Raw genomic sequence first — 24,450 nt, forward strand, 5'->3', positions numbered from 1 at the left:
AGATGTGTATAAGGGACAGGTCGAGCAGGGGGCGCAGCCCGGCGTACGCGCCGATCACGTCGGTGCGGCGCACCGGTACGTCGACGGCCGAGCCGAGCACGTCGAGCAGGAACCCGATCTCGCCCTCGGTCGGCTCCGGCACGTCCGGGATCGGGCCGTCCGCCGGCTCGTCGGTGAGCCCCACGTAGACGCGGCCGTCGCCCTGCGGGAGAACCAGCATGAAACGGGCGCCGCCGCCCGGGATCGGCACGTGCAGCCCGGCGGACAGCCCGCGCAGCGTCTCGGCCCGGAGCACCAGGTGGGTGCCCCGCGACGGGCGCAGCCGCACCCCGTCCACGAGCCCGCCCGCCCAGACGCCGGCCGCGTTCAGCACCGACCGCGCCCGGACGGTGATCTCCCGCCCGGTCAGCTCGTCCCGGACGAGGGCGCCGTCGCCGGTCAGCTCGACCGCGCGGCACCGGGTGAGGACGCGGGCGCCGTGCCCGGCTGCGGTCCGGGCGAGCGCGGTGACCAGGCGGGCGTCGTCGCAGAGCTGCCCGTCCCAGGACAGCAGGCCGCCGCGCAGCCCGTGCGGGCGCAGCGCGGGCGCGAGCCGCAGCGTCTCGACCGCCGACAGCCGGCGCGGGCCCGGCAGCACCGAGCGCGGGGTGCGCGCGGAGAGCCGCAAAAGGTCTCCGGCGCGCATCCCGCTGCGTGAGACCAGGGCCTGCGTGCGCGACACCAGCGGGGTCAGCGGCAGGACGAACGGCAGGGCCCGCACCAGGTGCGGCGCCGTTTGCCGCATCAGCACGCCGCGCTCGACCGCGCTCTCGTGCGCCACGTCCACCTGCCCGGACGCCAGGTAGCGCAGCCCGCCGTGGATCAGCTTCGAGCTCCACCGGGACGTGCCGAACGCCAGGTCGTGCGCGTCGACCGCGGCGACCGACAGCCCCCGCGACGCCGCCTCCAGCGCGGCGCCCGCGCCGGTCGCGCCGAGGCCGACGACCAGCACGTCCACCACCTCGTCCGGCAGGGCGGCGAGCTCGCGTTCCCGGCGCGCCGCGTTGAGCGACGTCCGTGCGTCCGGTCCGGTCATCACAGTTCCTCCATATGCGCCCCGTCTTCCGGCGAAGGCACTCGGTCGGGCAGCGGCAGGGGTCGGGCGGAGGTCAAGGGGCGAGCGTGCTTTCGAGGACGTGGCGGAGTTCGGTGTCGAAGGCGTCGGAGCCGAGGTCGGGATCGGCGGCGTCGATCATGATCTGCGCGGACAGCGCGAACGACTGGACGACGAGCAGCAGCGCGCGCGCCTGCCGGCCCGGGTGGCCGGCGCGGATCGTGCCGTCCTGCTGCCCGGCGGTGACCGCCTCCTCGAACCAGTCCAGGAACGCCCGCTGGCTGGCGCCGCAGCGGTCCAGGACGTAGGGGAGCAGCAGCTCCGGGTCCACCTCGATGATCTTGCGGAGCAGGGGGTGGTCGCGGAACGTCCGGACGCCGGTGACCAGGCCGTCCACCAGGCGGGGCCGGACGGGCCGGCCGTCGTCGGGCGGCTGCAGCGACTCGCCGATGCCGGTCCACTCGCGGGTCATCAGGTCCGCGACGATCGTGCGGACGTCCGGCCAGCGGCGGTACAGGGTCATCCGGGAGACGCCCGCGCGGCGGGCGATGTCGGTCAGCGTCGTCCGGCGCACCCCGACGGCCAGCACGCAGTCGCGCGCGGCGTCGAGCACGGTGTCGTCGGCGGTCCGGGCCGCGGTCCTGTTGTGACGATTCGACGTCATGTGTCACAGTGTAAGCCCAAGTCGATGGGCGGGGCGAAGAGGGAGGCCGACGTGGAGACGCGGGACATGCTGTGGAGCGGCTGGGGTGATCCGGCCAAGGCCGCGCCGCTGCCCGAGCCGATGGTCGGGCTGCTGCGCGACATGCTCGGCGTGCGGCCCGCCGCGGCGCCGCCGGCCGCGCTCGCGGAGCTGGCGGTGGCCGAGCCCCGGCTGGCGGGGGAGGACCTGACCGCGCTCGCCGGGATCGTCGGGGACGGGAACGTCCGGGCCGACGCCGAGTCGCGGATCCGGCACACGCGCGGCAAGTCGACGCCCGACCTGCTGCGCATCCGCGCCGGGGAGACCTCCGGCGCACCGGACGCGGTCGTCCTGCCCGGTTCGCACGACGAGGTCCTCGCGGTGCTGCGGCTCTGCGCCGGGAAGCGGATCGCGGTGGTCCCGTTCGGCGGCGGCACGTCGGTGGTCGGCGGGCTGGCGCCGGAGGGCGTGGACGCGTTCATCGCCCTCGACCTGCGGCGCATGGACCGCCTCGTCTCGGTCGACGAGGTCTCCCGCACCGCCGTCCTGCAGCCCGGCCTGCGCGCCCCGGCGGCGGAGGCGCTGCTCGCCGAGCGCGGCTTCACGCTCGGGCACTTCCCGCAGTCGTTCGAGTGGGCGTCGATCGGCGGGTTCGCGGCGGCGCGGTCGAGCGGGCAGGCGTCCGCCGGATACGGGCGGTTCGACGACATGGTGGTCGGCCTGACCGTGGCGACCCCCGAGGGCGCGCTCGACCTCGGCCGCGCGCCGAAGTCGGCCGCCGGGCCCGACCTGCGGCAGCTCGTCCTCGGCTCGGAGGGCGCGTTCGGCGTGATCACCTCGGTGACCGTGCGGATCCGGCCCGTCCCGGCGGCGCGGGAGTACGAGGGCTGGCGGTTCGCGTCGTTCGGCGAGGGCGCCGCCGCGCTCCGCCGGCTCGCGCAGGACGGCCCGGTCCCCACGGTGCTGCGGCTGTCGGACGAGGCCGAGACCATGGTGGGGCTGGCTGACCCATCTGCGATCGGCGGGGGGTCGTCGGCTGGGTGCCTGGCCGTGGTCGGGTTCGAGGGCACGGCGGAGGACGTGGCGGCCCGGCGGGCGGGAGCAGCGGAGGTACTCCGCGACGCCGGCGGTGAGTCGCTCGGCAGCGGGCCGGGCGAGAAGTGGGAGCACGGCCGTTTCAACGCCCCCTACCTGCGCGACTCCCTGCTGGACGTCGGCGCGTTCGTCGAGACGCTGGAGACCGCCGCGTTCTGGTCGGACGTCCCGAAGCTGTACGAGGCCGTGCGCCTCGCGCTGATCGGGACGCTCTCCGGCGCGGGGACGCCGCCGCTGGTCATGTGCCACATCTCGCACGTCTACCCGTCCGGCGCGTCCCTGTACTTCACCGTCGTTTCGGCGCAGGGCAAGGACCCGGTGGAGCACTGGGCGCAGGCGAAGCGCGCGGCCAACGACGCGATCGTCGGCGCGGGCGCGACGATCAGCCACCATCACGGCGTGGGCACCGACCACCGCGACTGGTACGCGCGGGAGATCGGGCCGCTCGGCGCGGCCGTGCTGCGCGCCGTCAAGGACCGGGTCGATCCGGCCGGGATCCTCAACCCGGGCGTCCTCGTCCCGCCGGCCTCGGAGGAGTAGCCGCCATGCGCGCGTTCACCGCGATCGTCAACCCGGCGGCGGGCGGCTCCGCGTCCGCCTCCTGCCTGATCCCGCTGGCCCGGCTCCTGCGCGAGGCGGGCGCCGAGCTCGACGTCGAGTACAGCCGGAGCATGGAGCACGCCGCCGGTGTCGCCCGCGGCGCGGCCGAGGCCGGGCGCGTCGTGCTCGGCGTCGGCGGCGACGGCATGGTCGGCTGCGTCGGCGGCGCCCTCGCGGGCACCGACGCGGTCTTCGGCATCGTCCCGGCCGGGCGCGGCAACGACTTCGCGCGGCAGCTCGGCGCCCGTCCGGCGCGGCGGAGCTGGCCCCGCTGCTGCTGGACGGCGAGCCTCGCGCCGTGGACGCCATCGAGGCCAACGGGACGCCCGTCCTCGGCAGCGTCTACGCGGGCATCGACGCGATCGCCAACGACAACGCCAACAAGACGCGGCTGCTGCGCGGCTCGGCCGCCTACTACGTGGGCGCGCTGCGGGCGGTCGTGTCCTGGCGGCACGCCGACTACCTGATCACCGTGGACGGCGAGGAGCACCGGCGCGAGGGCTACACCGTCGTCGCGGCGAACTCCGGCTACTACGGGTTCGGCAAGCACATCGCCCCGGACGCGCGGGTGGACGACGGCCTGCTCGACGTCGTCCTCATCCGGAGGGCGCCGCGGACGCTGTTCTTCGCCGTGATGCGCGAGCTGGCGGACGGGACGCACGTGCGGCGCCCCGAGGTGGAGGTCATGCGCGGCCGGGAGGTGCGGATCGAGCTGGCCGGGCCGCCCGGCCGGACGCTCCCGTACGGGGCGGACGGCGAACTGCCCGGGGTGCTTCCGGTCACCGCGCGGATCATGCCGGGAGCCCTGCGCGTGCTGGCCCCCTGAGGTTTTGGCCCCTCGTTTGGGGTGGTTTACGCGTGCATTACGGCCCTCCGTATAGCGTCGGTTACGTCCCGCTTTCGGGACCTTGGGGCTGTCCGCGGAGGCATCATGAGAGGCGACTGCACGCTCGCCGTTCTGGGGGGACTCATGATGAACGCGGACGCCTCGGACGTGGTGGCGCCGGCGTCCTTGGGGGTGGCGCCGGCGTCCACCACGCGCACGTACCCGCGCGCTTGACGCGGCGGACGCCTCCGGACAGTCTGTGAGGATTCCCTCACCGCTGCCGGAGGCGTTCTGTGTCCGAGGTTCCCCCCGCGCCCGACAACTCGCGCACCTCCGAGGAGGGTGCGGGGTGGGTCTGCGGAAGACCCGGCACCTTCAACGACCTGCTGCCCGCGCGCGTCCCCGACTTCTCGTGGCGCCGCCCGAAGGTGCTGTGGCGGTCCCGCAACGACGTGCTCGCGCGGTGGTTCGGCGACCCGTCCGACGCGATCCGCCGCCGCTGCGTCGCCGCGCTGCGCGAGCGCGGCACGCCGGCCGCGTTCACCGTGCACCGCTCGTCCCCGGAGTTCTCGTTCGCGCTGCTCGGCGACACCGGGGAGGGCGACCGGTCGCAGTACGCGGTGGTGCCGCCGCTGCTGCACGCCGCCGCCGGCACCGACTTCATGATCGTCGCCAGCGACGTGATCTACCCGACCGGGGACGGGAGCCAGTACCCGGAGAAGTTCTTCCGCCCCTACAAGGACTACCCGGCGCCCATCTACGCGATCCCGGGCAACCACGACTGGTACGACGGGCTGCGCGGCTTCCTGCACGTCTTCTGCGGACTGGACGCCGACTGCTCGCCGCCGCCCTGGCGGGGCCTGTTCGCGTTCGTCCCCCGGCTGCTGTGGCGCCACTCCGGCACGATCGACCCGGAGGTCCTCGCGGAGGCGCGCCGCACGTTCCGGGGCGCGCCCGGGCAGCAGGCCGCCCAGCCGGGGCCGTACTGGGCGATCGACACGCCGTCGCTGCGCGTCATCGGCATCGACACCGGGATCACCGGCGGCCTCGACCGCGACCAGGGCCGGTGGCTGCGCGAGGTCTCCGGCGGCCCCAAGCCGAAACTGCTGGTGACCGGCAAGCCCCTGTACGTGGACGACGACCACCGGCCGGGGCCGATCGAGGGCGGCGGGACGGTCGACGAGATCGTCCGGGACCCGGCGCACCACTACGTGGCCGCGATCGGCGGCGACATCCACAACTACCAGCGCTACCCGGTGCGGACCGATGACGGCCGGACGATCCAGTACATCGTCTCGGGCGGCGGTGGCGCGTTCATGCACGCGACCCACACGATCCCCCGGACGAGCGTGGTGGAGGAGAACGAGTTTCGCGCCTACCCGCTGCGGGGCGACTCCCTGTCCCGCTACAGCAAGCTTTACGGGCGGTGGCTGCGGCTCCCGAAGCTGTTCGAACTGACCCCGGAGGAGGCCACCGCCGCCGTCCGGCACCGGCTCGGCATCCGGCCGGGGCGCGGCTACAAGGTGCCCGAGGACGCCCGGCCGCCGCTGCGCGCGCGCTTCGTCGCGTCCGTCCTCGGCGTCCCGCGCGACGGCCGCCGCCGCCCCCGGTTCCTGCGGCTGCCGGTGCACCGGCTCCCGCAGCGCTTCCGCTCGGAACTGGCCGACTGGGACCGGCCGCCGTTCTTCAAGAGCTTCCTGCGCCTGGACGTGACCGAGTCGCGGCTCCGCATCCGGTGCTACGCCGCGACGGGCTGCGGCGACCACGAGACGGCGCCGCCGTGCGAGGACGAGGTGACGATCCCGCTGCGTTAGACGGTCATTCAGCTGAATCCGTCGCATTAGTGGCCACAACCGGCGTTTTGTGGTCCCGACGTGCTCGAATCCCGTTACAGTCTTGGGTCAATCACACGGGTGAACGGTCATGGACGGTCGGCCGGAAAACGACCGCGTCCCACAGGAGCAGCACATCCCATGAGTTACCCCCAGCAGGGCCAGGGCCAGGCGCAGCAGCACGCCCACCAGGGCGGCCACGCGCCGGTCCCCGCACAGCAGCAGGCCCCCGCCGCCGTCGGCGCGGGCTACAACATGAAGCGCCGGAACCCGGTCGGAGCCTGGCTCGGCCTTCCCCTCATCACCTTCGGCATCTACGGCCTGGTGTGGTTCTTCAAGGTCCACAACGAACTGGCCGAGTACGACCGCCGCATCGACAACGCCGCGACCAACGCCCTGCTGTCCATGATCTTCGGCGCGATCACGCTCGGCATCTGGCCCCTGGTCATGTACGTCAAGCTCGGCGGGCGCATCGCCCAGGCCCAGCGCGCCGCCGGCCTGCAGGCCACCTGCAGCGGCGGCGTGGGCTTCCTGCTCGGCATCATCGGCTGCGGGGTGCTGTACTACCAGATCCAGCTGAACAAGGTCGTCGACCGCTACGGCGACACCCCGGCCGGCCAGCAGGTCTCGCTGGTCGCCTGATCGCCCGACCGACCACCTGATCCTTTACTGGGGCTGCGGCCCTGGCCCCCGCTGAAGATCACGCCGAACCCCTCCGCGGATCACCCGTCGCGGAGGGGTTCCGTGTGTCCGGGGTTCTGTCGGACGGTGCGGTCACAATGGACCCGTGAGGATCGCGGTGGCCGCCGGCCCCGGCGGCGGGGGAACGCTGCGGACGCTCGCCGAGGACGGGACGCCCGCCGCCCCCGCACGCGCCGTCCCCGACCTGGTCGCGGCGATCGCCGAACAGGAGCGGGCCGCCGCGCCGCGCTGGGTCTGGCCGTCCACGGCGCGGCTCTACCCGCGGCTGCTCGACGCGGGCGTCCGGGTGGCCCGCTGTCACGACCTCGAACTGGTCGAGAGCCTGCTGCTCGGCCATGCCGGACGTTACGGGGAGCCCCGCTCGGTACGGGCCGCCTGGGCGCGGCTGCGCGGCGAACCGGTGCCGCCCGACCGTCCGCCGCCCCACGACGAGCCGGCCCAGCCGTCGCTGTTCGACGACGACACCACCCGTGACGACCCCGCCGACGACATCGGCCAGGTCGTCGCCGTGCACGCCGAGCAGCAGCGCGCCATCGCCACCCTCGACGGCTTCCCGCTGCTCGCCGCCGCCGAGTCGGTGGGCGCCCTGGTCGCCGCCGAACTGAGCCACGACGGCCTGCCCTGGTCGGCGGAGGAGCACGACGCGCTCCTCACCGAACTGCTGGGCCCCCGCCCCACCGGCGGCCTACGCCCCCGCCACCTCCAGGAACTGGCCGACCAAATCAGCGCCGCCTTCGACCGTCCTCCAGCCCCCACCCGCCGCCATTCAACGGACGAGCTGCGCTCGGCGCCCCGGGTGCACGTCAACCCGGACTCGCCCGCGCAGATCTTGAAGGCGTTCGCGGCTGCCGGGCTGCCGATCCCGTCCACGCGTGCGCACGTCCTCAAGCGGCTCGACCACCCGGCCGTCCCGCTGCTGCTGGAGTACAAGGAGCTGTCGCGCCTGCGCACCGCGCACGGCTGGGCGTGGCTCGACACGTGGGTGAGCGGCGGCCGGTTCCGTCCCGAGTACGTCGTCGGCGGCGTGGTGTCCGGGGGCTGGGCGACGAGCGGCGGCGGGGCCCTGCAGATCCCGCGCGTGCTGCGCCGGGCGGTCGTCGCCGACCCCGGCTGGTCGCTGGTCGTCGCGGACGCCGCCCAGCTCGAACCCCGCGTCCTCGCCACCCTCGCCGGCGACCGCGCGTTCACCGACGCCGCCGCGCACGGCGACCTCTACGCGGCCCTCTCCGACGCCTTCCACGACGGCGGCGACCACAGCGCTCGCGACAAGGCCAAGATCGCCCTGCTCTCCGCCATGTACGGGGGCGGGACGGGGGAGGCCGTGCAGCTGCTCGGCGTCCTGAAGAAGCGGTTCCCCGACGCGTTCGAGTACGTGGAGGCCGCCGCGCGCGCGGGGGAGCGGGGCGGCCTCGTCCGGTCCCGGCTCGGCCGCACGTGCCCGCCGCCGTCCGCCGGCTGGCGCGAGCTGACCGCGGCCGGCGACGGCGACGCGCCCGACCCCACGGCCGCGCAGGCGCTGCGCAGCCGTGGCCGCTTCACCCGCAACTTCGTCGTCCAGGCCACGGCCGCCGACTGGGCGTTGGCCCTCCTCGGCTCCCTCCGCCGCCGCCTGACGGCGCTCGGGTCACCCCGCCTGGTGTTCTTCCAGCACGATGAGGTCATCGTGCACACCCCAGCAGCTCTGGCCGGCGACGTCACCGCCGCCGTCCACGCCGCCGCCGACGAGGCGCGCCGCCTGCTGTTCGGTGACACCCCGGTCGTGTTCCCGATGGAGGTCGCCGTGGTCGACCGCTACGCCGACGCCAAGTGAGCCGCGCGGTGCCAGCGGAGGGCCCGGCGCTCCACGGCGAGCAGGAGCGCGTTGAGCAGGTAGCCCAGGACGCCGAGGAGGACGATCACCGACCACAGCGTCGGCAGGTCCGACTGGCTCTGCGCGTTGGTCAGCTCGAAGCCCAGCCCGTTGGACGTGCCGGGCAGCAGCTCGGAGAAGACCATCAGGATCAGCGACAGCGACAGCGCGAGCCGCATCCCGGCGAAGATCTTGGGCAGCGCCGACGGCACGATGACGAACCGCAGCCGGTCCGGGCCCGCCATCCGGAACGCCTCGGCGGTGTCCATCTGCATCGGGTCGACCGAGCGGGCCCCGTCCGCGGTGTTGAGCAGGACGGGCCAGACGGCGCTGAACACGATCGAGGCCACCTGCATCTGGGTGCCGAGGTCGAACAGCACGATGAACACCGGGACGAGCGTGGGCGGCGGGATCACCCGCGCGAACTGCAGGATCGGGTTCAGGTAGGCGAGCGCGCGCTCCGACCGCCCGAGCGCCAGGCCGAGGACGATCCCGGCCGCCGCCGACAGCGCCAGCCCGAGCGCCATCCGGCCGAGGCTCGGCAGGACGTCCCCGGTCGCCTCGCCGGTGAGGAACAGGTGGTCGGCGGGACCCGCGAACCACAGCTCCCGCATCCGCCGGACGATCTGCGACGGCGGCGGGAAGAACGCGCTCGCGGCCGTCCGCGCCGCGGCCTCCCAGCAGGCCACCAGGATCGCGAGCGGCAGCCAGCGCCGGGCCAGCGCGCCGAGCAGGCCGCCGAGCCCGCGCGCGGCGCCGCGGACCAGGGCGTTCGGGGCGAGGGACGCGGCGGTCATCCGGCACCGCTCCGCGTCGCGCGGTGCCAGCCGAAGGCGCGGTTCTCCGCCTGCACGAGCACGGTGTCGATCAGCAGCCCGAGGCAGCCCGCCCACACCGTCCCGGCGAGGACGTCCCGGGTGCCGTCCGGAACGTTCCCGGCCTGCGCGATGAAGATGCCGAGCCCCTCCCCGAACCCGGACAGGATCTCGGTGCCGACCGCCAGGATCAGCGCGACCGCGGCGGCGAGCCGCACCCCGGTGGCGATGAACGGGGCGGCGCTGCGCAGCGACACGCGCAGCAGGATCTGCGCGCGGCCGAACCCGAAGGCGCGCAGCGTGTCCTTCGCCATCGGGTCGACGTCGTCGAGCCCGTACATGGTGTTGAACAGGATCGGCCAGGTGGAGGCGTACACGATCAGCGGCACCTCCATGTGCAGCCCGGACCCGAGCACCAGCCCGGCCAGCGGGATCAGCGCGACCGACGGGATCGGGCGCAGGAACTCCACGATGGCGCGGGCGCCGGTGTTCACCGCCGGGACGCTGCCGAGCAGCAGCCCCAGCGGGATCGCGATCAGCGCGGCGATCAGCAGGCCGAGCGCCCACGCCACCAGCGTCGCGCGGACCTGGAGCAGGAACTCCCGGTCGCCGGCCAGTTCGAGCGCGCGGGCGGTGACGGCGGACGCGGGCGGCAGGTACGACCGGTCGACGATCCCGGCCCGGCCGAGCGCCTCGCTCGCCAGGAACAGCACCGCCACGCCGGCGGCGCCCCGCGCCCACCGCCCCGTCCGCGAGATCACGAGGCCGGCTGGAACAGCACGGTCTGCACGTCGAGCGGCTGCTTCAGCAGGCCCGCGTCCTTCATCATGTCGGCGACCTTCTGCAGGCGCGCCGGATCGATGGAGGTCGGGTAGCCGGGCAGCGTGATCGCCGAGGCCGTCTTCGCGTCGATGCGCGCGTAGGTCGGCACGACCGCGTCCACCTCCTTGCGGTCGGCCGCCGCGAGCCCCTGGGCCTTGGCGATGGCGCGCTGGAACGCCGCCGCCGCCTTCGGGTTCTTCGCGGCGAAGTCCTCGGTGCTGACGTAGCCGCTGATCGGCAGGCCGGTCACCGGGGCGCCGCCGCCGTCCACGACCACGCGGGCGCCGAGCTTGTTCTTCGCGTCCGTCAGGAAGGGCTCCACCATGTGGGCGGCGTCCACCTGCTTCTTCTGCAGCGTCGCCGCCATCCGCGGGAACGGGATCGCGACGTACTCGACCTTGGCCGGGTCGGCGCCGCCGGCCTTCAGGATCTCGTTGAGGGTGAGCGACTGGATGTTGTTGAGGATGTTGACCGCGACCTTCTTGCCCTCAAGATCCTTCGCCGTGCGGATCGGCGAGTCCGGCGTGACGACGACGTCCATCATGTGGGACGTGACGGAGGCGGCCCCGGCCAGGATGCGCAGCTTGAGCGTGCCCTTGTCGTGGGCCTGCAGGAACGTCACGTAGTTGGCGGCGGAGATCACGTCCACGTCGCCCTTGGCGAGCGCGGGCAGCGCCTGGATGCTCTGCTGGACCGGCTTGATCCGCACCTTGATGCCCTCGGCCTCGAACAGGCCGTGCTTCTGGGCGATGTAGAGGCCGGCGTCGTCCACGAGCGGGAGCGCGGCGACCGTGAGCGTCTCCTTCTCCGGTCCGGAGCCGCCGGAGTCCGGGGAGCCGGAGTCGCCGCAGCCGGCGACGAGCGATGTGGTCAGCAGTAACGCGGCGAGTAGGGATGAACGACGTCCGGATCGCCTCATACGGCACTCCTCTGGAGGGGCGGGGGCGGCGGGAAACGTGATCACGAATGCGACGCCCGGAGGATAACTCCAGATCACTCGACAGGTCACGTGACAAAAAGATCACGGGCGCGGTGAGGGGGAGCCTCACCGCGCCCGTGGAGGCGCGCCCGCGTGCCGTCCGTCAGCTCGTGGTCGTGTACGAGGGACGCGTGTTGAGCGCCTCGACGTCGTCGAAGGAGGTCCTGCGGTAGGCGCCGGTGATGGTGGTCAGCTCGTCCGCGGACAGGATGTCCTCGATGCGCTCGAACCCCTCCGGCGCGCGCTCGCTCACCGTGTGCAGGACGCGGTCCGCGGGCATGTCGCGGCAGGCCAGGACGATCCCGTTGACCGATTCGCGGCGCTCCGCCTCGTAGGCGAGCAGGCCCTCGGCGGGGTCGGCGGCCCGGGCCAGCCGGTGCGCCAGGACGCGGGCGTCCAGCACCGCCTGGGAGCCGCCGTTGGAGCCGATCGGGTACATCGGGTGCGCGGCGTCGCCGAGCAGGGTGACGCGGCCGGACGTCCAGCGGTCGAGCGGGTCCCGGTCGACCATCGGGTACTCCAGGATCTCCGCCGAGCCGGCCAGCAGCGCCGGGACGTCCAGCCAGTCGAACGTCCAGTCCGCGAAGTAGGGCAGGACGTCGTCGAGCCGGCCGGACCGGTTCCAGTCGGCGGAGGTCGTCAGCCGGTCGGCGGGCAGCTTGACCTCGGCGACCCAGTTCAGCAGGGCCGTCCCGCGCCGCTCGGCGCGCATGGAGATCGGGTAGACGACCATCTTGGACGCGGTGTTGCTGCCCGCCACGGCCAGCGTCCGCCCGGTGAGGAACGGCTCGCCCTCGGTGAGGCCGCGCCACATCCGGATGCCGTTCCACAGCGGCGCCGGCTCGCCCGGGTGCAGCTGCCCGCGGACCGCCGAGTGCAGCCCGTCCGCGCCGACCAGCACGTCCGCCGCGACGGTCGAAGCCGTCCCGGACGCGCGGTCGAGCAGCCGCGCCCGCACTTCCGTCCCGTCCTGCTCGAAGCCCTCGAAGACGGTGCCGGCGCGGACGGACTCCTTGCCGAGCCGCGCCAGCACCGCGTCCAGCAGCGCCATCTGCAGCTCGCCGCGGTGGATCGAGTACTGCGGCCAGTGGTAGCCGAGCGCCCGGCCGCGCGGCTCGCCCCAGATGCGGCCGCCGTACCGGTCGAAGTGCACCATCTCGGCGGTGGGGATGCCGAGGTCGGCCAGGTCGCCGCCGAGGCCCAGCTCGGTCAGCTCGCGGACGGCGTGCGGGAGCAGGTTGATGCCGACGCCGAGCGGCCGCAGCCGCGCCGCGGAGTCGACGACGAGCGCCTCGATCCCGGCCTCGTGCAGGCTCAACGCCGTGGTGAGCCCGCCGATGCCGGCCCCGACGATCAGTACGCGCATGTATCGCCCCTTCGCTGGTCGGGGCGGGCCGGGCACCCAGCGTGCCCGGTCCGCCCCGGTCTCGTGCTCAAGCCGCCCCAGGCGGCCTCCTCACCGTGCCTGCTTGGACCCCACCGCCGCACCGGCGGGCGCGGCCCCCGGCACCTTGGCGCCGCCGCGCACCAGCCGGCCCACCTCGGCGCGGAGTCGGACGAACTCGGGGAGCCCCCGGGTCTCGATCTGGTCGCGGGTGGCCGGCAGGGTGACCGGCAGGTCGGCGTGCACCCGGGCGGGGGAGCGGTTCAGCACCACCACCCGGTCACCGACGTAGACGCTCTCGTCGATGTCGTGCGTGACGAGCAGGATCGTCATCTTCTCGTGCCGGTGCACCTGCAGGATGAGGTCCTCCAGGTCCTCCCGGGTCTGCGCGTCCACCGACCCGAACGGCTCGTCCATCAGCATCAGCGACGGCCGGTACGCCAGCGCCCGCGCGATGGAGACGCGCTGCTGCATGCCGCCGGACAGCTGCCACGGGTACTTGCGCCCCGCGTCCGGGAGACCCACCGATTCGAGAGCCTCCTGCGCGGCGGCGCGCCGCTCCGCGCGGGACTTCCCGCGCCGGCGCAGCGGCAGCGCCACGTTGTCGCGGACGGTCAGCCAGTGGAACAGCGAGCGGCTGTAGTCCTGGAAGACCACGGCGAGGTCGTCGGGCACCCCGCTGATCGGCCTGCCGTTCAGCGTGAGCGTCCCGCCCGTCGGGCGGATCAGCCCGGCGATGCAGCGCAGCAGCGTGGACTTGCCGCAGCCGGACGGGCCGACGATGCTGACCATCTCACCGTCCGGGACGGTGAGGTCGAGCCCGTCGAGCGCCAGGTGCCCGTCGGCGTAGGAGTGGGTGAGGCCGGTTATCCGAAGCATCTCGGCCGCCTTTTCTCGTGTGTACGTCTTGAGGTTCGTCCGCGTGGCGGTCATCGTCAACTCGCGAGCCGCTGCGCACCGGCGTGCCACGACAGCAGGCGCCGCTCCAGCAGCATGAACACGGCGTTGAACAGGAAGCCGAGGACGCCCAGCATCACGATCCCGGCCCACATCCGCGGCAGCTCGAAGGTGCGCTGCGCGTCGATGAGCTCGGACCCGATGCCCGCCGTGCTGCCGAACAGCTCGGAGATGACCATCAGGATCAGCGCGAACGACAGCGCCACCCGCAGCCCCGCGAAGATCTTCGGGGCGGCGGACGGCAGGATGATCGTCAGCAGCCTGCGCAGCGGGCCGATGCCGAACACCTTGGCGGTTTCCAGCTGGAGCGGGTCCACGGTGCGGACGCCGTCGGCGGTGTTGAGCAGCACCGGCCACACCACGCCGAACGCGATCGTGACGACCTGCATGGTCGCGCCGAGCTGGAACACCATGATGAAGAACGGCACCAGGGTCGGCGGCGGTATGGCGCGCAGGAACTGCAGCACCGGGTCGAGCAGCTCGTTCAGCACCTTCGACCGGCCGATGGACGCGCCGATCACGACGCCGACCGCGCCGGCGGCCGCCCATCCGATGAAAAGGTGCGCCAGGCTGGTGGAGAAGTCGTCCAGCGCGTCGTCGCTGAGGAACAACTGGCCCGCCGGGCCGGAGAACCACTGCTCGTGCAGCGTCTTGACGATCGTGGTCGGCGGCGGGAAGTAGGTCTCTCCCACCGCGCGGGTGACGACCTCCCACAGGACCAGCCCGAGGGCGACCAGCCACGCGCGCTCCGCGAACCCGCGCAGCCCCTGCAGGGCCTTCATGAGATCCCCTCCGTGCGCTCGCTCTGCCACCGGAACGCCACCCGCTCCACCCCGAGCAGCGCGAGGTTGGCCAGCAGCCCGAGGACTCCGGCCCACACCGCGCCCGCCAGCATGAGGTCGGTCTGTCCGCCGCCGGACTGGGTCTCGGCGAGGTAGATCCCCATGCCGTTGAACCCGCCGGCGATCAGCTCGGTGCTGATCACGACGATCAGCGCGACGGACGCGGCGATCCGGACGCCGGTGGCGATGAACGGCGCGGCGCTCGGCAGCGACACCCGCCACAGCACCGACGGCGTCCCGAACCCGAAGCTGCGCAGGCTCTCCTTGGCCACCGGGTCGACGTCCCGGAGCGCGTACAGGGTATTGATCAGGATCGGCCACAGGCAGGCGTAGAAGATCAAGGACATCTTCATCTGCGTGGGGCTGGCGAACAGGATGATGGCGAGCGGGATCAGCGCGACCGACGGGATGGGGCGCAGCAGCTCGACGAGGGCCCGCGCGGCGGTGCCGAGGAACGGCACCGAGCCGAGCAGGACGCCCAGCGGCACCGCCACGAGCACCGCCAGCGCGAGCCCGCCGAACCACGCCTTCAGGGTCGCCCCGACGTCGGCGAGGAACTCCTGGTCGACGGCCAGCTTGCCGGCCTCCCGGAGAACGACGGACGCCGGGGGCAGGGCGGCCGCGTCGACGAGACCCGTACGGCTCACGGTCTCGAGGACGGCGACCACCCCGGCAGCCCCGGCGGCGCCGAAAGCGATACGGCGAAGGTTCATGAAGACGACGGCGCGGCGATGAACTGCTTGACGTCGATGCGCTTGTCCACGTAGCCGAACTGCTGCATGACGTCCGCGACGCGCTGCAGGCGGGTGGCGCTCAGCGAGGTCGGGTACGTCCCGTAGCTCATCGTGGACGCGACCTTGGCGTCGATGCCCTTGGCGTAGGTCGGCAGGATGTCCTGGACGACCTTGCGGTCGGCGCACTCGCCCTGCGCCTTGATCAGCGCCTTCTGGAAGGCGGCGACCGTCTTCGGGTTCTCCTTGACGAACTTCTCCGTGGCGGCGTAGCCGGCGATCGGGAAGTCGGCGGTCGGGCCGCTGGACAGGTCGGCGACCATGCGGGCGCCCAGGCTCTCCTGCATCTGGGTGCCGAACGGCTCGATCGCCTGGACGGCCTCGACGCTCTTGGACTTCAGGGCCTGCTCCATGGCCGGCGGGGGGACCTCGACGAAGTTCTTGTCCTCGTCGAAGTCGAAGCCCTCGGGCTTGGCGGCGGCGCGGACCAGCAGCGTGCTGATGTTGCGCTTGGTGTTGACGCCGATCTTCTTGCCGGCCAGGTCCTTGATCGTGTGGTACGGGGAGTCCTTGCGCACCATCAGCGTGTGCGTCTTCGGGCCGCTCTGGAAGCCCTCGGCGACGATCCTGGGCTTGAAGCCCGGGTCCTTGATCCCGGCGGTGAGCAGCGAGACGTAGTTGCCGAAGCTGAAGTCCAGCCGGCCGCTCTTCAGCAGCGGGATGCCGGCCGCGCCACCCTGGATGACCTGCGTCTTCACCGTGAGGCCCGCGTCCTTGAAGTAGCCCTTGCTGATCGCGAGCTGGACGGGCGCGGTGTCGGCCACGGTCATGGTGCCGAGGGTGATCTCGGTCTTCTCCAGCCCACTGCTGGACTTGCTGTCGTCGGAGTCGCCACAGGCGACCGCCGTGAGCGCTACCGCGATGGCGAGGGTGCCACTGACGGCCGCGCGGCGGTGGGAAGCAGACATGAGCAACGCTCCATTTTTGCGGGGGAAGCGAGTTGAAAGCTGATCTTTCAACGAGCGGGGAGCGTAGCGCACCGTGGGGGCGCCATGGGCGAGATGCGAGCTTTACGTGCATATATGTGAACACACATGAACAGGCAGTGACATGCGTATCCTCTGCATCACAAGTCCAGACTTGTGTGATCATTCGGGTTGGCCATGATGATGGCTCTGTGTTGCAATGTTCGGCGCTTGCCCGCAGTGGTGCGGGGAGGCGACGCGACCCGAATCTCGTTCAGGTCACTGTGCGCCGCGAGCGGTCGATCCATGGAGAGGTAGCGGAGGGCAGTGCGGAAAGCCGAAGGGGCCGAGCCGGTCCCGCAGTCTCCCCAGCCAGCCCCGCCTGCCAGCGAAGACGCCCCGAAGAGAGGCTCTCTGGGAGGCCGGTTCAAGCTGCGCAACTGGCGCGTGCGGACGCGCCTGTTCGCCCTCATCGCGGTGCCCACGATCGTGGCCGCGCTGCTCGCGGGCTACCGCGTATCGGTGTCGATGGACAACGCCGACGCCTACGCGCGGACCGGAAGTCTGGCTACCCTGGGTAACCAGTTGACCGCTCTCGCGCACGAGGTCGAGAACGAACGTGACGCGATGGCGGAAAGGGCGGCGGGCGGCTCGCGCGCCGTCAGCACCGAAGCGCTCAAATCGCGCCAGGAATCGGTGGACGCCTCCGCACGCAAGGTGCGCGACGCCGCCGCGAACGTCCGGACCGACTCGCCCGCGGTCCGGTTGCAGATCGGTAACGTCGTCAACCGCGTCACCGAGCTCCCGTCGCTGCGCGCGCTGGCCTCGCGCCTCGCGCCCGGCCCGATCGTCGACAAGTACAGCGAGTTCATCGACGACTTCACCAGCTTCCACCTGCTGGTGTCGCAGGACGCGCCGACGCCCGAGCTGGCGCAGACCGCGCTGGCCCTGGCCGACCTCGCGAACGCCAAGGACGCCGCGTCCCGGGAGCGGGCGCTGGTCTCCGCCGCGCTCTGGGAGGGCCGGTTCGAGCCGATCGACCGCGACTCCGTCGACGACGCCCGAGCGGACATGAACACCAGCCTCGACGCGTTCGAGAGCTCCGCCACACCGGCCCAGCTGCAGCTGTTCGAGGACACCGCCACCGGCCCCGAGCTGGACCGCGCCGAGTTCACCCGGCTGCGCGCCCTCGCCGTCGCCGACCGGTCGCCGCAGCTGAAGGTCAGGCTCGGCAGGCAGGTCGCGCGGAACTGGACCTCCGACTCCAGCGCCCGCGTCGACAAGCTCCGCGCGGTGGAGCAGAGCATCGCCGCCGACCTCGCCGTCTCCGCGCACGACGCCGAGTCCGACGCGCAGACCGCCGCGATCCGGGACGGGATCCTGCTGTTCCTCGTCCTCGCGATCGTGCTGGCGACCGTCATCGTGGTGGCACGCTCGCTGGTGCGGCCGCTGCGCCGGCTGCAGTCCGGCGCGCTCGACGTCGCCAGCACCCGCCTTCCCGGCCTGGTCGACCGGCTGCGCGACCCGGAGGCCGCCGCCGGCGGCATCGAGGTCGAACCGATCGACATCGACTCCACCGACGAGATCGGCCAGGTCGCGCGGGCCTTCGACGAGGTCCACCGCGAGGCGGTCCGGCTGGCGGCCGACGAGGCCGTCCTGCGCGGCAACATCAACGCGATGTTCGTCAACCTCTCCCGGCGCAGCCAGGGGCTCATCGAGCGCCAGCTGCGGCTGATCGAGGAGCTGGAGCAGAGCGAGCGGGACGAGGAGCAGCTCGCCAACCTGTTCCGCCTGGACCACCTGGCCACCCGCATGCGGCGCAACTCGGAGAACCTCCTCGTCCTCGGCGGCCAGGAGCAGGTGCGGCGCTGGAACAAGCCCGTCCCGCTCATCGACGTCGTCCGCGCGTCGCTGTCCGAGGTTGAGCAGTACGAGCGCGTCGCGCTGCGGGTTCAAGGCGACATGGCGGTCGCCGGCCCGGTCGTCAACGACCTCGTCCACCTGCTGGCCGAGCTGGTGGAGAACGCGACCGCGTTCTCCTCCGAGCACACCAAGGTCACCGTCTCCGGGCAGATGCTCAGCGGCGGCGGCTGCATGCTGCAGATCACCGACAACGGCGTGGGGATGTCGCCGGAGGAGCTGGAGCAGGCCAACTGGCGGCTCGCGAACCCGCCCGTCATCGACTTCTCCGCGGCCCGCCGCATGGGCCTGTTCGTGGTCGGCCGCCTCGCCGTCCGGCACGGCGTCCGGGTGGAGCTGCGCGCCGCGCAGGGCGGCGGGCTCACCGCGTTCGTGGTGCTGCCGGACGCGGTCGTCACGCCCGGCGAGTCCAGCCTCGGCTCCCGCGGCCTCGGGCCGCGCGAGTCCGGCGGGCAGGGCCAGCTCGCCGCGCTCACCACGACGCCCGACGAGCCCGGCTTCCGGCAGGACGGCTACGGTCCGGCCGGGCAGCCGATGGGCGCACCCGCCGGCGGCACCGGCGCGCACCCGATGGTGGGCGGCACCGGGCCGCTGCGACCGATCCGCGGCGGCACCGACGCCCAGCCCATGATCAACGAGACGGGGCCGATCCCGACCGGCGGGTACGCGGACACCGGCCGGCAGTCCTCGCTGCCGCCGATCGAGCGGCGCCCGCCGCGGGAGCGGCACCGCCCGGCGGAGGACCCCTATCAGCCCGGCGACCGGCAGCCGCCGCGCCGGCCGGGCGAGCTGCCCGTCCGCGAGCCGGGCGCGCACCTGCCGGGACGACCAATCGACGACGGCCCGAACGGGCTGTTCCAGCCGCGCAGCGAGCGCACGCAGGAGCCCGCCGAGCACGGCTCCACGGGCAGCAACGGCAGTTACCGGCCGGGCGGCCGGACCGGACCGCAGTCCGTCGTCCCGGAGGCGCAGCCGATGGTGCCGGAGCCCGGCGCCGCGCGGCAGATCCCGTGGGAGACGGGGCCGATCCCGGTCGGCGAATCGGGCCGCTACGACGGCGGCGCGCCGCCGGCCCCGGCGGAGGCCTACGTTCCGGAACCGCCCGCCCCCGAGCCGGCCATGCGGGCCGCGGCTCCGCCGCCGGAGCCGGCGGCGCGGCGGATCCCCGAGCGGTCGCCGATCTTCGACGCGATGCAGTCCGAGTGGTTCCAGCGCAGGTCCGGAAGCACATCCGGGGAGGATCCGGTGAAGGGATGGGAGTCGCCCGCGGACGCGGGGTTCCGTGCCGCCGAGGCCGCCCGGCAGCCGGTGGCGACGTCCCGCACGGACGTGGGGCTGCCCAAGCGGGTGCCCGGCAAGAACCGCGTTCCCGGCGCGGTCGGCCGTGCCGCGACGGGCACCGCCGCGCAGCCGCAGGCGGGGCCGCCGCCCGGCGGGCCATTGCCGAGCGGGCCCGGTCAAGGGCAGTCTGTGCAGGGACAACAGCCCCAGGGGCAGTCCCCGGGGCAGCAGGTGCAGGATGAGCAGGGCTACGGCCACTCGGCCGACTTTGTACGCAACCGTTTCGCGAGCCTGCAGCGCGGCGTCCACCGCGGACGCAACGAGGCCCGCGGCGGAGGCACGTCAGGTGAGGCGCCGTCACAGGGTGACGGCGAGACAGGAGGCACCCGGTGAGCGGGCAGGATCTCAACTGGTTGGTGACGAACTTCGCCGACCGTGTCGCGAAGGTCGCGCACGCCGTCGTGGTCTCCTCGGACGGTCTGCCGATGGCGTACTCGTCGGGCTTCCCGCCCGAGCGGGCGGACCAGCTGTCGGCGATCGCCTCGGGGCTGATGAGCCTGACCCAGGGCGCGGCGAAGATCTTCGACGCCGGCGGCGTGAACCAGACCGTCGTGGAGATGGACCGCGGGCTGCTGTTCGTGATGTCCATCACGAACGGGTCGGTGTTCGCGGTGCTGGCGGCGCCCGACTGCGATCTCGGGCTGGTCGCGTACGAGATGACGCTGCTGGTCGAGCGGGTGGGCCGGGTGCTGACCCCCGCGCTGCGCGCGCAGGAGCAGCAGCCTCCGTACGCGGGGCCGACGGTGACCGAGATGGGCGCCGGCCCAGCCCGCTATTGACCGTGACTGACTCTGACGGAGGTCGGCGACATGGATCGAGGCAGCCACTACGGAGGCGGTCCGGGCGGGCCCGGACGCTGGTCCGGTGACCAGGGCCGGGTCCCGGCGCAGGGACTCCCGGCGCAGGGGCGGCCGCCCGAGCGCGAGGAGAGCGAGTCCAGTTCGCTGGTGCGCCCCTACGCGGTGACCGGCGGGCGCACGAAGCCGCGCTACGACCTGGCCATCGAGGCGCTGGTCACCGCGGCGCCGTACCCGCCGCGGGACGTGGCCGTGCTGACCCCGGAGTACCGGGCGATCATGGACCTGTGCCGGTCCGCCCGCTCGGTGGCCGAGGTGTCGGCGCTGCTGCGCCTGCCGCTCGGCGTGGCGCGCGTGCTCGTCGCCGACATGGCCGTCGAAGGACTGCTGCGCCTGCACCAGTCGCAGTCCTCCACCACCACCGGCGGACAGCCGGACCTCCGCTTGCTAGAAAGGGTGCTCAGTGGCCTTCGGAAGCTCTGACCAGGTCCCGGCCCCCGGGCCGCACGGCGGAGAGGCCGAGCTGACCTCGGTCAAGATCGTCGTCGGTGGCGGCTTCGGCGTCGGGAAGACCACCTTCGTCGGCTCCGTCTCGGAGATCATGCCGCTCACCACCGAGGCGGTGATGACCGCGGCCAGCGCCGACGTGGACGACCTGTCGGCCGTGCCGGACAAGACGACCACCACGGTCGCGATGGACTTCGGGCGCGTGTCGCTCGACAGCGAGCTGATCCTGTACCTGTTCGGCACGCCCGGGCAGCACCGGTTCTGGTTCATGTGGGACGACCTGGTGCGCGGCGCGATCGGCGCCGTGGTGCTGGTCGACACCCGCCGGCTGGAGGACTGCTTCGCCGCGGTGGACTACTTCGAGGAGCTCGGCCTGCCGTTCGTGGTGGGCGTCAACGGGTTCCACGGCGAGTTCCAGTACGCCGTGGAGGACATCCGCGACGCGCTGTCGATCAGCGCGCACGTGCCGATCGTGCAGTGCGACGCGCGCAGCCGCGAGTCCACCAAGCAGGTGCTGATCACGCTGGTGAAGCACGCGATGACGGTGCACGCGGGCGGTGGGGCGCACGCCGCCGCGCCGGCGCAGCAGCCCGGGACCACCTCCCCGAGCTGGACCTAGCTACGGTCGCGTAAGTCGTGTGCACGATGCATGATTAATCCTCGTGATTGACCATGAATCAGTGTTGGGGGTCGCGATGAGCGAAATGGAGCAGATCCGGACGTACGTGGCACTCGGCGACAGCTTCACCGAGGGCCTGAACGACCCCTCCCCGGGCGCGGACGACGCGTTCCGCGGCTGGGCGGACCGGCTCGCCGAGCACATCGCCGCGCGGCACCCCGGCCTGCGCTACGCCAACCTCGCCGTGCGCGGCAAGCTCGTCCGCCAGATCGTGGACGACCAGGTGCCGCGCGCCGTCGAGCTCGCGCCCGACCTCGTCACGCTGTGCGCGGGCGGCAACGACATGATCCGCCCGGGCGCCGACCCGGACGCGCTCGCGGTCGTGTTCGACGACGCGGTCCGCAGGCTGCGCGGCGCCGGCGCCCGCGTGGTCGTCTTCACGGGCTTCGACACCCGCGGCCTGCGCTCCGGGTCCCGCATCCGCGGCAGGGCGGCGACGTACAACATGCACCTGCGCGCGATCGCCGACCGCCGCGGCTGCGACGTCGTCGACCTGTGGCCGCTGCGCGCCTTCAACGACCCCCGCGCCTGGCACGAGGACCGCCTCCACCTGTCGCCCGAGGGCCACCGCCGCATGGCGCTCCTCGTCGCGGACGTGCTCGGCGTCCCGGCCGAGGGCGACTGGCGCGAGCCCTGGCCGCCGTTGGACCGCGCCGACTGGCTCACCTCGCGCCGCGAGGACGTCCACTGGGCGCGCACGTACCTCGTCCCGTGGATCGGGCGCCGGGCCACCGGCCGCTCCTCCGGCGACGGCCGGCCCCCGAAGCGTCCCACCCCGCTGCCCCTGTAGGGGTTCCGGCTAGGGCGTCAGTGCCTCCTGCAGGGTCGCGGTCACCGGGATCCGCCGGTGCAGGCCGGTGATCTCCAGCGTGCGGCGGACGATCGGGCGAGGGCCGGCGAGCGTGAGGCTGCCGCCGGCCGCGGTCGTGGCCTTGTAGCAGGCGACGATGACGGACAGGCCGTTGGAGTCCATGAACTCCAGGTCGGCGAGGTCGAGCACGAGGTGCTCGCCGTGTTCGCGGCGCGCCGCGTTGAGGTCCCTGCGCAGGTCTTCCGAGCAGGCGATATCGAGTTCTCCGCACAGCCGGACGACGGCGCGGCCGCCGTCCGACCGCGTGGTCACTTCCAATGGTGGCACGGGGGGATCCCCTCTTGTGAGCAGAGCGTCCCCCGGAGGGCCGTCCGGGGAATGCTTTCCATCTGACAACTATCGCCGACGATGGCCCGCCTGCCAACCCGCCGCGACGGGGGTGTGCCCGTACGTGCCGGGTCATAGGGTGCTGTCGGACGTGTACGCCCCGCCGCTGCGTAGGAGACGGACTCAGTGAGTGCCCCCCGGCTGCCGGACCATCTCGAAGTGCTGCTCACCGAGGAGCCCGTGCTGGACGTGTACGCGCACGGCCCGTGGCGGGTGCCGGACGCCCTGTACGCGGAGATGCGGGAACGGGCGGTCGCCTACAACACCGACGAGCGCGCGGTCGTGCTGACCCGGCGGCTCAGCGACTTCTACGGCGACCGCACCAGCGCGGCGGGCGCCGAGCAGTGGTCGCTGCTGACGTTCCTGCTCGGGGCGTCGGCGGTGCGCGGCGGGTCGCACGGCGACGTCGACTACGAGCTGCTGTCGGACTTCCTCGCGACGCCGGAGTCGGCGGTGCGGGACCCGTCCGCCTGGTTCACCCAGGGCGGGCGGTGGCGTCCGCCCGGGCTGTGGCTGCCCGAGCCCGCCGGCGACGACCCCGAGCGGCGCGCGGTGATGTTCGAGCTGGCGCGGGCCGGGCTGGACGTCTTCGAGGGGCTGGAGCCGGTGGAGCGGCGCCGGAGGGCGCTGATCGGGCTGTTCGACCGGCGGGCCGCCGACCCGGCGCTGCGCGAGGTGGACATGTCCGTCCCGAACGGGCGGCTGCAGGACGCCTGGGCCGCCGAGCTGACCGAGGAGGAGCTGGCCGTCCTGCCGGAGCTCGCGGGTCCGGTCGGGTACCTGGGCTGGACGTGCGAGGGCCTGGACGCCGCACACGAGCGATTGGCCGGATCGGTCGCCGACGGATATGAGCCCGATGTCGCGCTTGCCCGGCTGCTGCTGGCGGCCGACGCGGCCGTCGTCCCGGCGGAGCTGGCGGTCGTGCTGGGGACGACGCGCTACGAGAACGTCGAGGAGCGGTTCCGCGCGGTGCGCGAGGGGTTCTCCGTCGAGGCGTGGCAGCACGACGTGCGCGCGTGGCTGGCGCGGGGCCTGGTCGCGGGGGAGGCCGACGCGGCCCGCGCCTGGCTCGACATGGCCGTCCGCATCACCGGCGCGGTGCAGGGGCTGCCCGAGGCGCCGGTCAGCCCGAAGTGCCGCGTGCCGGTGCGTCCGTTCCAGGCCGACCTGCGGCGGCTGTTCACCGCCCGGCGCGTCCTCAACACGGTGGCGTTCCCCTCCGGGCGACGGGACGACACCGCCGCGACGGAGCGGCCCGAACGGGCGCGGGCGCCCGAGCCGGCGCTCGTCGGGCAGCCGGAGCTGTCCCGGGCGCTGCGGGACGCGGTGGCGGCGCGGCTGGCGGGAGAGCGGGCCGTCCGGCTGCTCATCGCCGGCCCGGAGGGCACCGGGAAGGGCACCGCGGCCGAGATCGCGGAGGAGATGCTGGCCGCCGGCGGCGCCGTCCGGGAGGCGCACTGGATCTCCGACCAGGTGTTCGCGTCGCTGGGCGTGAGCGACGCCGTCCTGTGGCTGCAGGGCCGCGTCCGCGACTGCCTGGAGGGGCGGATGCTCCTCGTCGTGGACGACCTGGAGAAGCTCGCCGGCAACGAGCGCTGCGGCGCCGCGGCCGTGGAGGAGTTGCGCCGGCTCATGGCCCGCGCGCCGTCCCTCAACGTCGTCGCGCTGTGCCGGCCCGGCGGCGACCGGCGGCTGTTCGACGCCAACCCGGCGCTGGTCCGGGCGTTCGACGTCGCCCGCACCCGCGACTTCGCCGAGGACGGCTTCGCCGAGCTGTTCACCCTCGCCGCCGCGCGGCGGGCATGACCGCGCGGACGCGGACCCGGCACCTGGT

The 24,450-nt window shown here is 73.3% G+C and carries 23 protein-coding genes; 12 read left to right on the forward strand and 11 right to left on the reverse strand.

The features are described 5' to 3' along the window. Both HUX53_RS19255 and HUX53_RS19260 read right to left on the reverse strand, forming a co-directional pair. Positions 1–1,075 (reverse strand): glycerol-3-phosphate dehydrogenase/oxidase (locus HUX53_RS19255; RefSeq protein ID WP_176404602.1); only part of this gene is annotated, 1,075 nt, incomplete at its 3' end. 73 nt (positions 1,076–1,148) lie between these two features. Continuing rightward, a complete protein-coding gene (locus HUX53_RS19260) occupies positions 1,149–1,757 on the reverse strand; it encodes a TetR/AcrR family transcriptional regulator (protein WP_176404603.1) in 609 nt (202 codons plus the stop codon). A 66-nt stretch (positions 1,758–1,823) separates the two neighbouring features. Here HUX53_RS19260 and HUX53_RS19265 point away from each other — a divergent pair, with 66 nt between their 5' ends. From HUX53_RS19265 to HUX53_RS19285, 6 genes are all read left to right on the forward strand, one after another. After that, positions 1,824–3,410, forward strand: coding sequence for an FAD-binding oxidoreductase (locus HUX53_RS19265; RefSeq protein WP_176404617.1), 1,587 nt, complete (start codon positions 1,824–1,826; stop codon positions 3,408–3,410). A gap of 5 nt (positions 3,411–3,415) precedes the next feature. After that, positions 3,416–3,937: a diacylglycerol kinase family protein gene (locus HUX53_RS41330; RefSeq protein ID WP_255205409.1), complete on the forward strand. Its 522-nt coding sequence runs from the start codon at positions 3,416–3,418 to the stop codon at positions 3,935–3,937. Further along, the gene (locus HUX53_RS41335) at positions 3,865–4,296 is read left to right on the forward strand and encodes a hypothetical protein (RefSeq protein WP_255205410.1); all 432 of its coding nucleotides are present in this window, start codon (positions 3,865–3,867) and stop codon (positions 4,294–4,296) included. The genes HUX53_RS41330 and HUX53_RS41335 overlap by 73 nt, the downstream gene beginning before the upstream one ends. A 293-nt stretch (positions 4,297–4,589) precedes the next feature. Continuing rightward, complete coding sequence (locus HUX53_RS19275; protein WP_176404604.1) at positions 4,590–6,110, forward strand: metallophosphoesterase; 1,521 nt, start codon at positions 4,590–4,592, stop codon at positions 6,108–6,110. A 159-nt stretch (positions 6,111–6,269) separates the two neighbouring features. After that, on the forward strand, positions 6,270–6,770 hold the full coding sequence (locus tag HUX53_RS19280; RefSeq protein ID WP_176404605.1) for a DUF4234 domain-containing protein: 501 nt from the start codon (positions 6,270–6,272) through the stop codon (positions 6,768–6,770). Between the two features lie 145 nt (positions 6,771–6,915). Beyond that, complete coding sequence (locus tag HUX53_RS19285; protein ID WP_176404606.1) at positions 6,916–8,640, forward strand: bifunctional 3'-5' exonuclease/DNA polymerase; 1,725 nt, start codon at positions 6,916–6,918, stop codon at positions 8,638–8,640. Here the strand turns inward: HUX53_RS19285 and HUX53_RS19290 are convergent. From HUX53_RS19290 to HUX53_RS19325, 8 genes are all read right to left on the reverse strand, one after another. Next, on the reverse strand, positions 8,622–9,476 hold the full coding sequence (locus HUX53_RS19290) for an ABC transporter permease (protein WP_176404607.1): 855 nt from the start codon (positions 9,474–9,476) through the stop codon (positions 8,622–8,624). The two genes, HUX53_RS19285 and HUX53_RS19290, sit on opposite strands and share 19 nt — an antisense overlap. Beyond that, positions 9,473–10,255, reverse strand: a complete 783-nt coding sequence (locus HUX53_RS19295) for an ABC transporter permease subunit (protein ID WP_309237316.1) — start codon at positions 10,253–10,255, stop codon at positions 9,473–9,475. The genes HUX53_RS19290 and HUX53_RS19295 overlap by 4 nt, the downstream gene beginning before the upstream one ends. After that, positions 10,252–11,235 (reverse strand): ABC transporter substrate-binding protein, encoded by a 984-nt coding sequence (locus HUX53_RS19300; protein ID WP_176404608.1) that lies wholly within the window; start codon positions 11,233–11,235, stop codon positions 10,252–10,254. The genes HUX53_RS19295 and HUX53_RS19300 overlap by 4 nt, the downstream gene beginning before the upstream one ends. A gap of 163 nt (positions 11,236–11,398) precedes the next feature. Continuing rightward, positions 11,399–12,661 carry a flavin-dependent oxidoreductase gene (locus tag HUX53_RS19305; RefSeq protein ID WP_176404609.1) on the reverse strand — a complete coding sequence of 421 codons (1,263 nt, stop codon included), beginning with the start codon at positions 12,659–12,661 and terminating at the stop codon, positions 11,399–11,401. 90 nt (positions 12,662–12,751) lie between these two features. Beyond that, positions 12,752–13,558, reverse strand: a complete 807-nt coding sequence (locus tag HUX53_RS19310) for an ABC transporter ATP-binding protein (protein ID WP_176404619.1) — start codon at positions 13,556–13,558, stop codon at positions 12,752–12,754. 56 nt (positions 13,559–13,614) lie between these two features. Next, on the reverse strand, positions 13,615–14,418 hold the full coding sequence (locus HUX53_RS19315) for an ABC transporter permease (protein ID WP_176404610.1): 804 nt from the start codon (positions 14,416–14,418) through the stop codon (positions 13,615–13,617). Further along, a complete protein-coding gene (locus HUX53_RS19320; RefSeq protein ID WP_176404611.1) occupies positions 14,415–15,191 on the reverse strand; it encodes an ABC transporter permease in 777 nt (258 codons plus the stop codon). Before HUX53_RS19320 ends, HUX53_RS19315 begins: the two co-directional genes overlap by 4 nt. Then, positions 15,188–16,177, reverse strand: a complete 990-nt coding sequence (locus HUX53_RS19325; RefSeq protein WP_176404612.1) for an ABC transporter substrate-binding protein — start codon at positions 16,175–16,177, stop codon at positions 15,188–15,190. The genes HUX53_RS19320 and HUX53_RS19325 overlap by 4 nt, the downstream gene beginning before the upstream one ends. A gap of 444 nt (positions 16,178–16,621) precedes the next feature. On the opposite strand from HUX53_RS19325, the gene HUX53_RS19330 reads away from it, so the two are divergent. The 5 genes from HUX53_RS19330 (at position 16,622) to HUX53_RS19350 (ending at position 22,208) form a co-directional block, all read left to right on the forward strand. Next, the gene (locus HUX53_RS19330) at positions 16,622–19,768 is read left to right on the forward strand and encodes a nitrate- and nitrite sensing domain-containing protein (RefSeq protein ID WP_217919617.1); all 3,147 of its coding nucleotides are present in this window, start codon (positions 16,622–16,624) and stop codon (positions 19,766–19,768) included. Then, a complete protein-coding gene (locus HUX53_RS19335) occupies positions 19,765–20,214 on the forward strand; it encodes a roadblock/LC7 domain-containing protein (RefSeq protein WP_176404613.1) in 450 nt (149 codons plus the stop codon). Before HUX53_RS19330 ends, HUX53_RS19335 begins: the two co-directional genes overlap by 4 nt. A gap of 30 nt (positions 20,215–20,244) precedes the next feature. Then, a complete protein-coding gene (locus HUX53_RS19340; RefSeq protein WP_176404614.1) occupies positions 20,245–20,715 on the forward strand; it encodes a DUF742 domain-containing protein in 471 nt (156 codons plus the stop codon). Between the two features lie 40 nt (positions 20,716–20,755). Then, a complete protein-coding gene (locus tag HUX53_RS19345; protein ID WP_176404621.1) occupies positions 20,756–21,358 on the forward strand; it encodes an ATP/GTP-binding protein in 603 nt (200 codons plus the stop codon). A gap of 85 nt (positions 21,359–21,443) precedes the next feature. Further along, positions 21,444–22,208 (forward strand): SGNH/GDSL hydrolase family protein, encoded by a 765-nt coding sequence (locus HUX53_RS19350; RefSeq protein ID WP_176404622.1) that lies wholly within the window; start codon positions 21,444–21,446, stop codon positions 22,206–22,208. A gap of 9 nt (positions 22,209–22,217) precedes the next feature. Here the strand turns inward: HUX53_RS19350 and HUX53_RS19355 are convergent, their stop codons facing one another. Next, positions 22,218–22,556: an STAS domain-containing protein gene (locus HUX53_RS19355; RefSeq protein WP_176404615.1), complete on the reverse strand. Its 339-nt coding sequence runs from the start codon at positions 22,554–22,556 to the stop codon at positions 22,218–22,220. A gap of 186 nt (positions 22,557–22,742) precedes the next feature. On the opposite strand from HUX53_RS19355, the gene HUX53_RS19360 reads away from it, so the two are divergent. Beyond that, entirely contained in the window at positions 22,743–24,422 is a 1,680-nt protein-coding gene (locus HUX53_RS19360; protein ID WP_176404616.1) for a hypothetical protein, read from the forward strand. The last annotated feature ends 28 nt before the right edge of the window (positions 24,423–24,450 follow it).

The organism is Actinomadura sp. BRA 177, from assembly GCF_013372625.1.
In the GTDB taxonomy this organism is placed as follows: Bacteria; Actinomycetota; Actinomycetes; order Streptosporangiales; family Streptosporangiaceae; genus Spirillospora.

Coding starts and splice junctions, on each gene's coding strand:
- HUX53_RS19260 (WP_176404603.1), bottom strand. CDS start 1,757: ATGACGTCGAATCGTCACAACAGGACCGCGGCCCGGACCGCCGACGAC.
- HUX53_RS19265 (WP_176404617.1), top strand. CDS start 1,824: ATGCTGTGGAGCGGCTGGGGTGATCCGGCCAAGGCCGCGCCGCTGCCC.
- HUX53_RS41330 (WP_255205409.1), top strand. CDS start 3,416: ATGCGCGCGTTCACCGCGATCGTCAACCCGGCGGCGGGCGGCTCCGCG.
- HUX53_RS19280 (WP_176404605.1), top strand. CDS start 6,270: ATGAGTTACCCCCAGCAGGGCCAGGGCCAGGCGCAGCAGCACGCCCAC.
- HUX53_RS19290 (WP_176404607.1), bottom strand. CDS start 9,476: ATGACCGCCGCGTCCCTCGCCCCGAACGCCCTGGTCCGCGGCGCCGCG.
- HUX53_RS19300 (WP_176404608.1), bottom strand. CDS start 11,235: ATGAGGCGATCCGGACGTCGTTCATCCCTACTCGCCGCGTTACTGCTG.
- HUX53_RS19305 (WP_176404609.1), bottom strand. CDS start 12,661: ATGCGCGTACTGATCGTCGGGGCCGGCATCGGCGGGCTCACCACGGCG.
- HUX53_RS19310 (WP_176404619.1), bottom strand. CDS start 13,558: ATGCTTCGGATAACCGGCCTCACCCACTCCTACGCCGACGGGCACCTG.
- HUX53_RS19315 (WP_176404610.1), bottom strand. CDS start 14,418: ATGAAGGCCCTGCAGGGGCTGCGCGGGTTCGCGGAGCGCGCGTGGCTG.
- HUX53_RS19320 (WP_176404611.1), bottom strand. CDS start 15,191: ATGAACCTTCGCCGTATCGCTTTCGGCGCCGCCGGGGCTGCCGGGGTG.
- HUX53_RS19325 (WP_176404612.1), bottom strand. CDS start 16,177: ATGTCTGCTTCCCACCGCCGCGCGGCCGTCAGTGGCACCCTCGCCATC.
- HUX53_RS19340 (WP_176404614.1), top strand. CDS start 20,245: ATGGATCGAGGCAGCCACTACGGAGGCGGTCCGGGCGGGCCCGGACGC.
- HUX53_RS19350 (WP_176404622.1), top strand. CDS start 21,444: ATGGAGCAGATCCGGACGTACGTGGCACTCGGCGACAGCTTCACCGAG.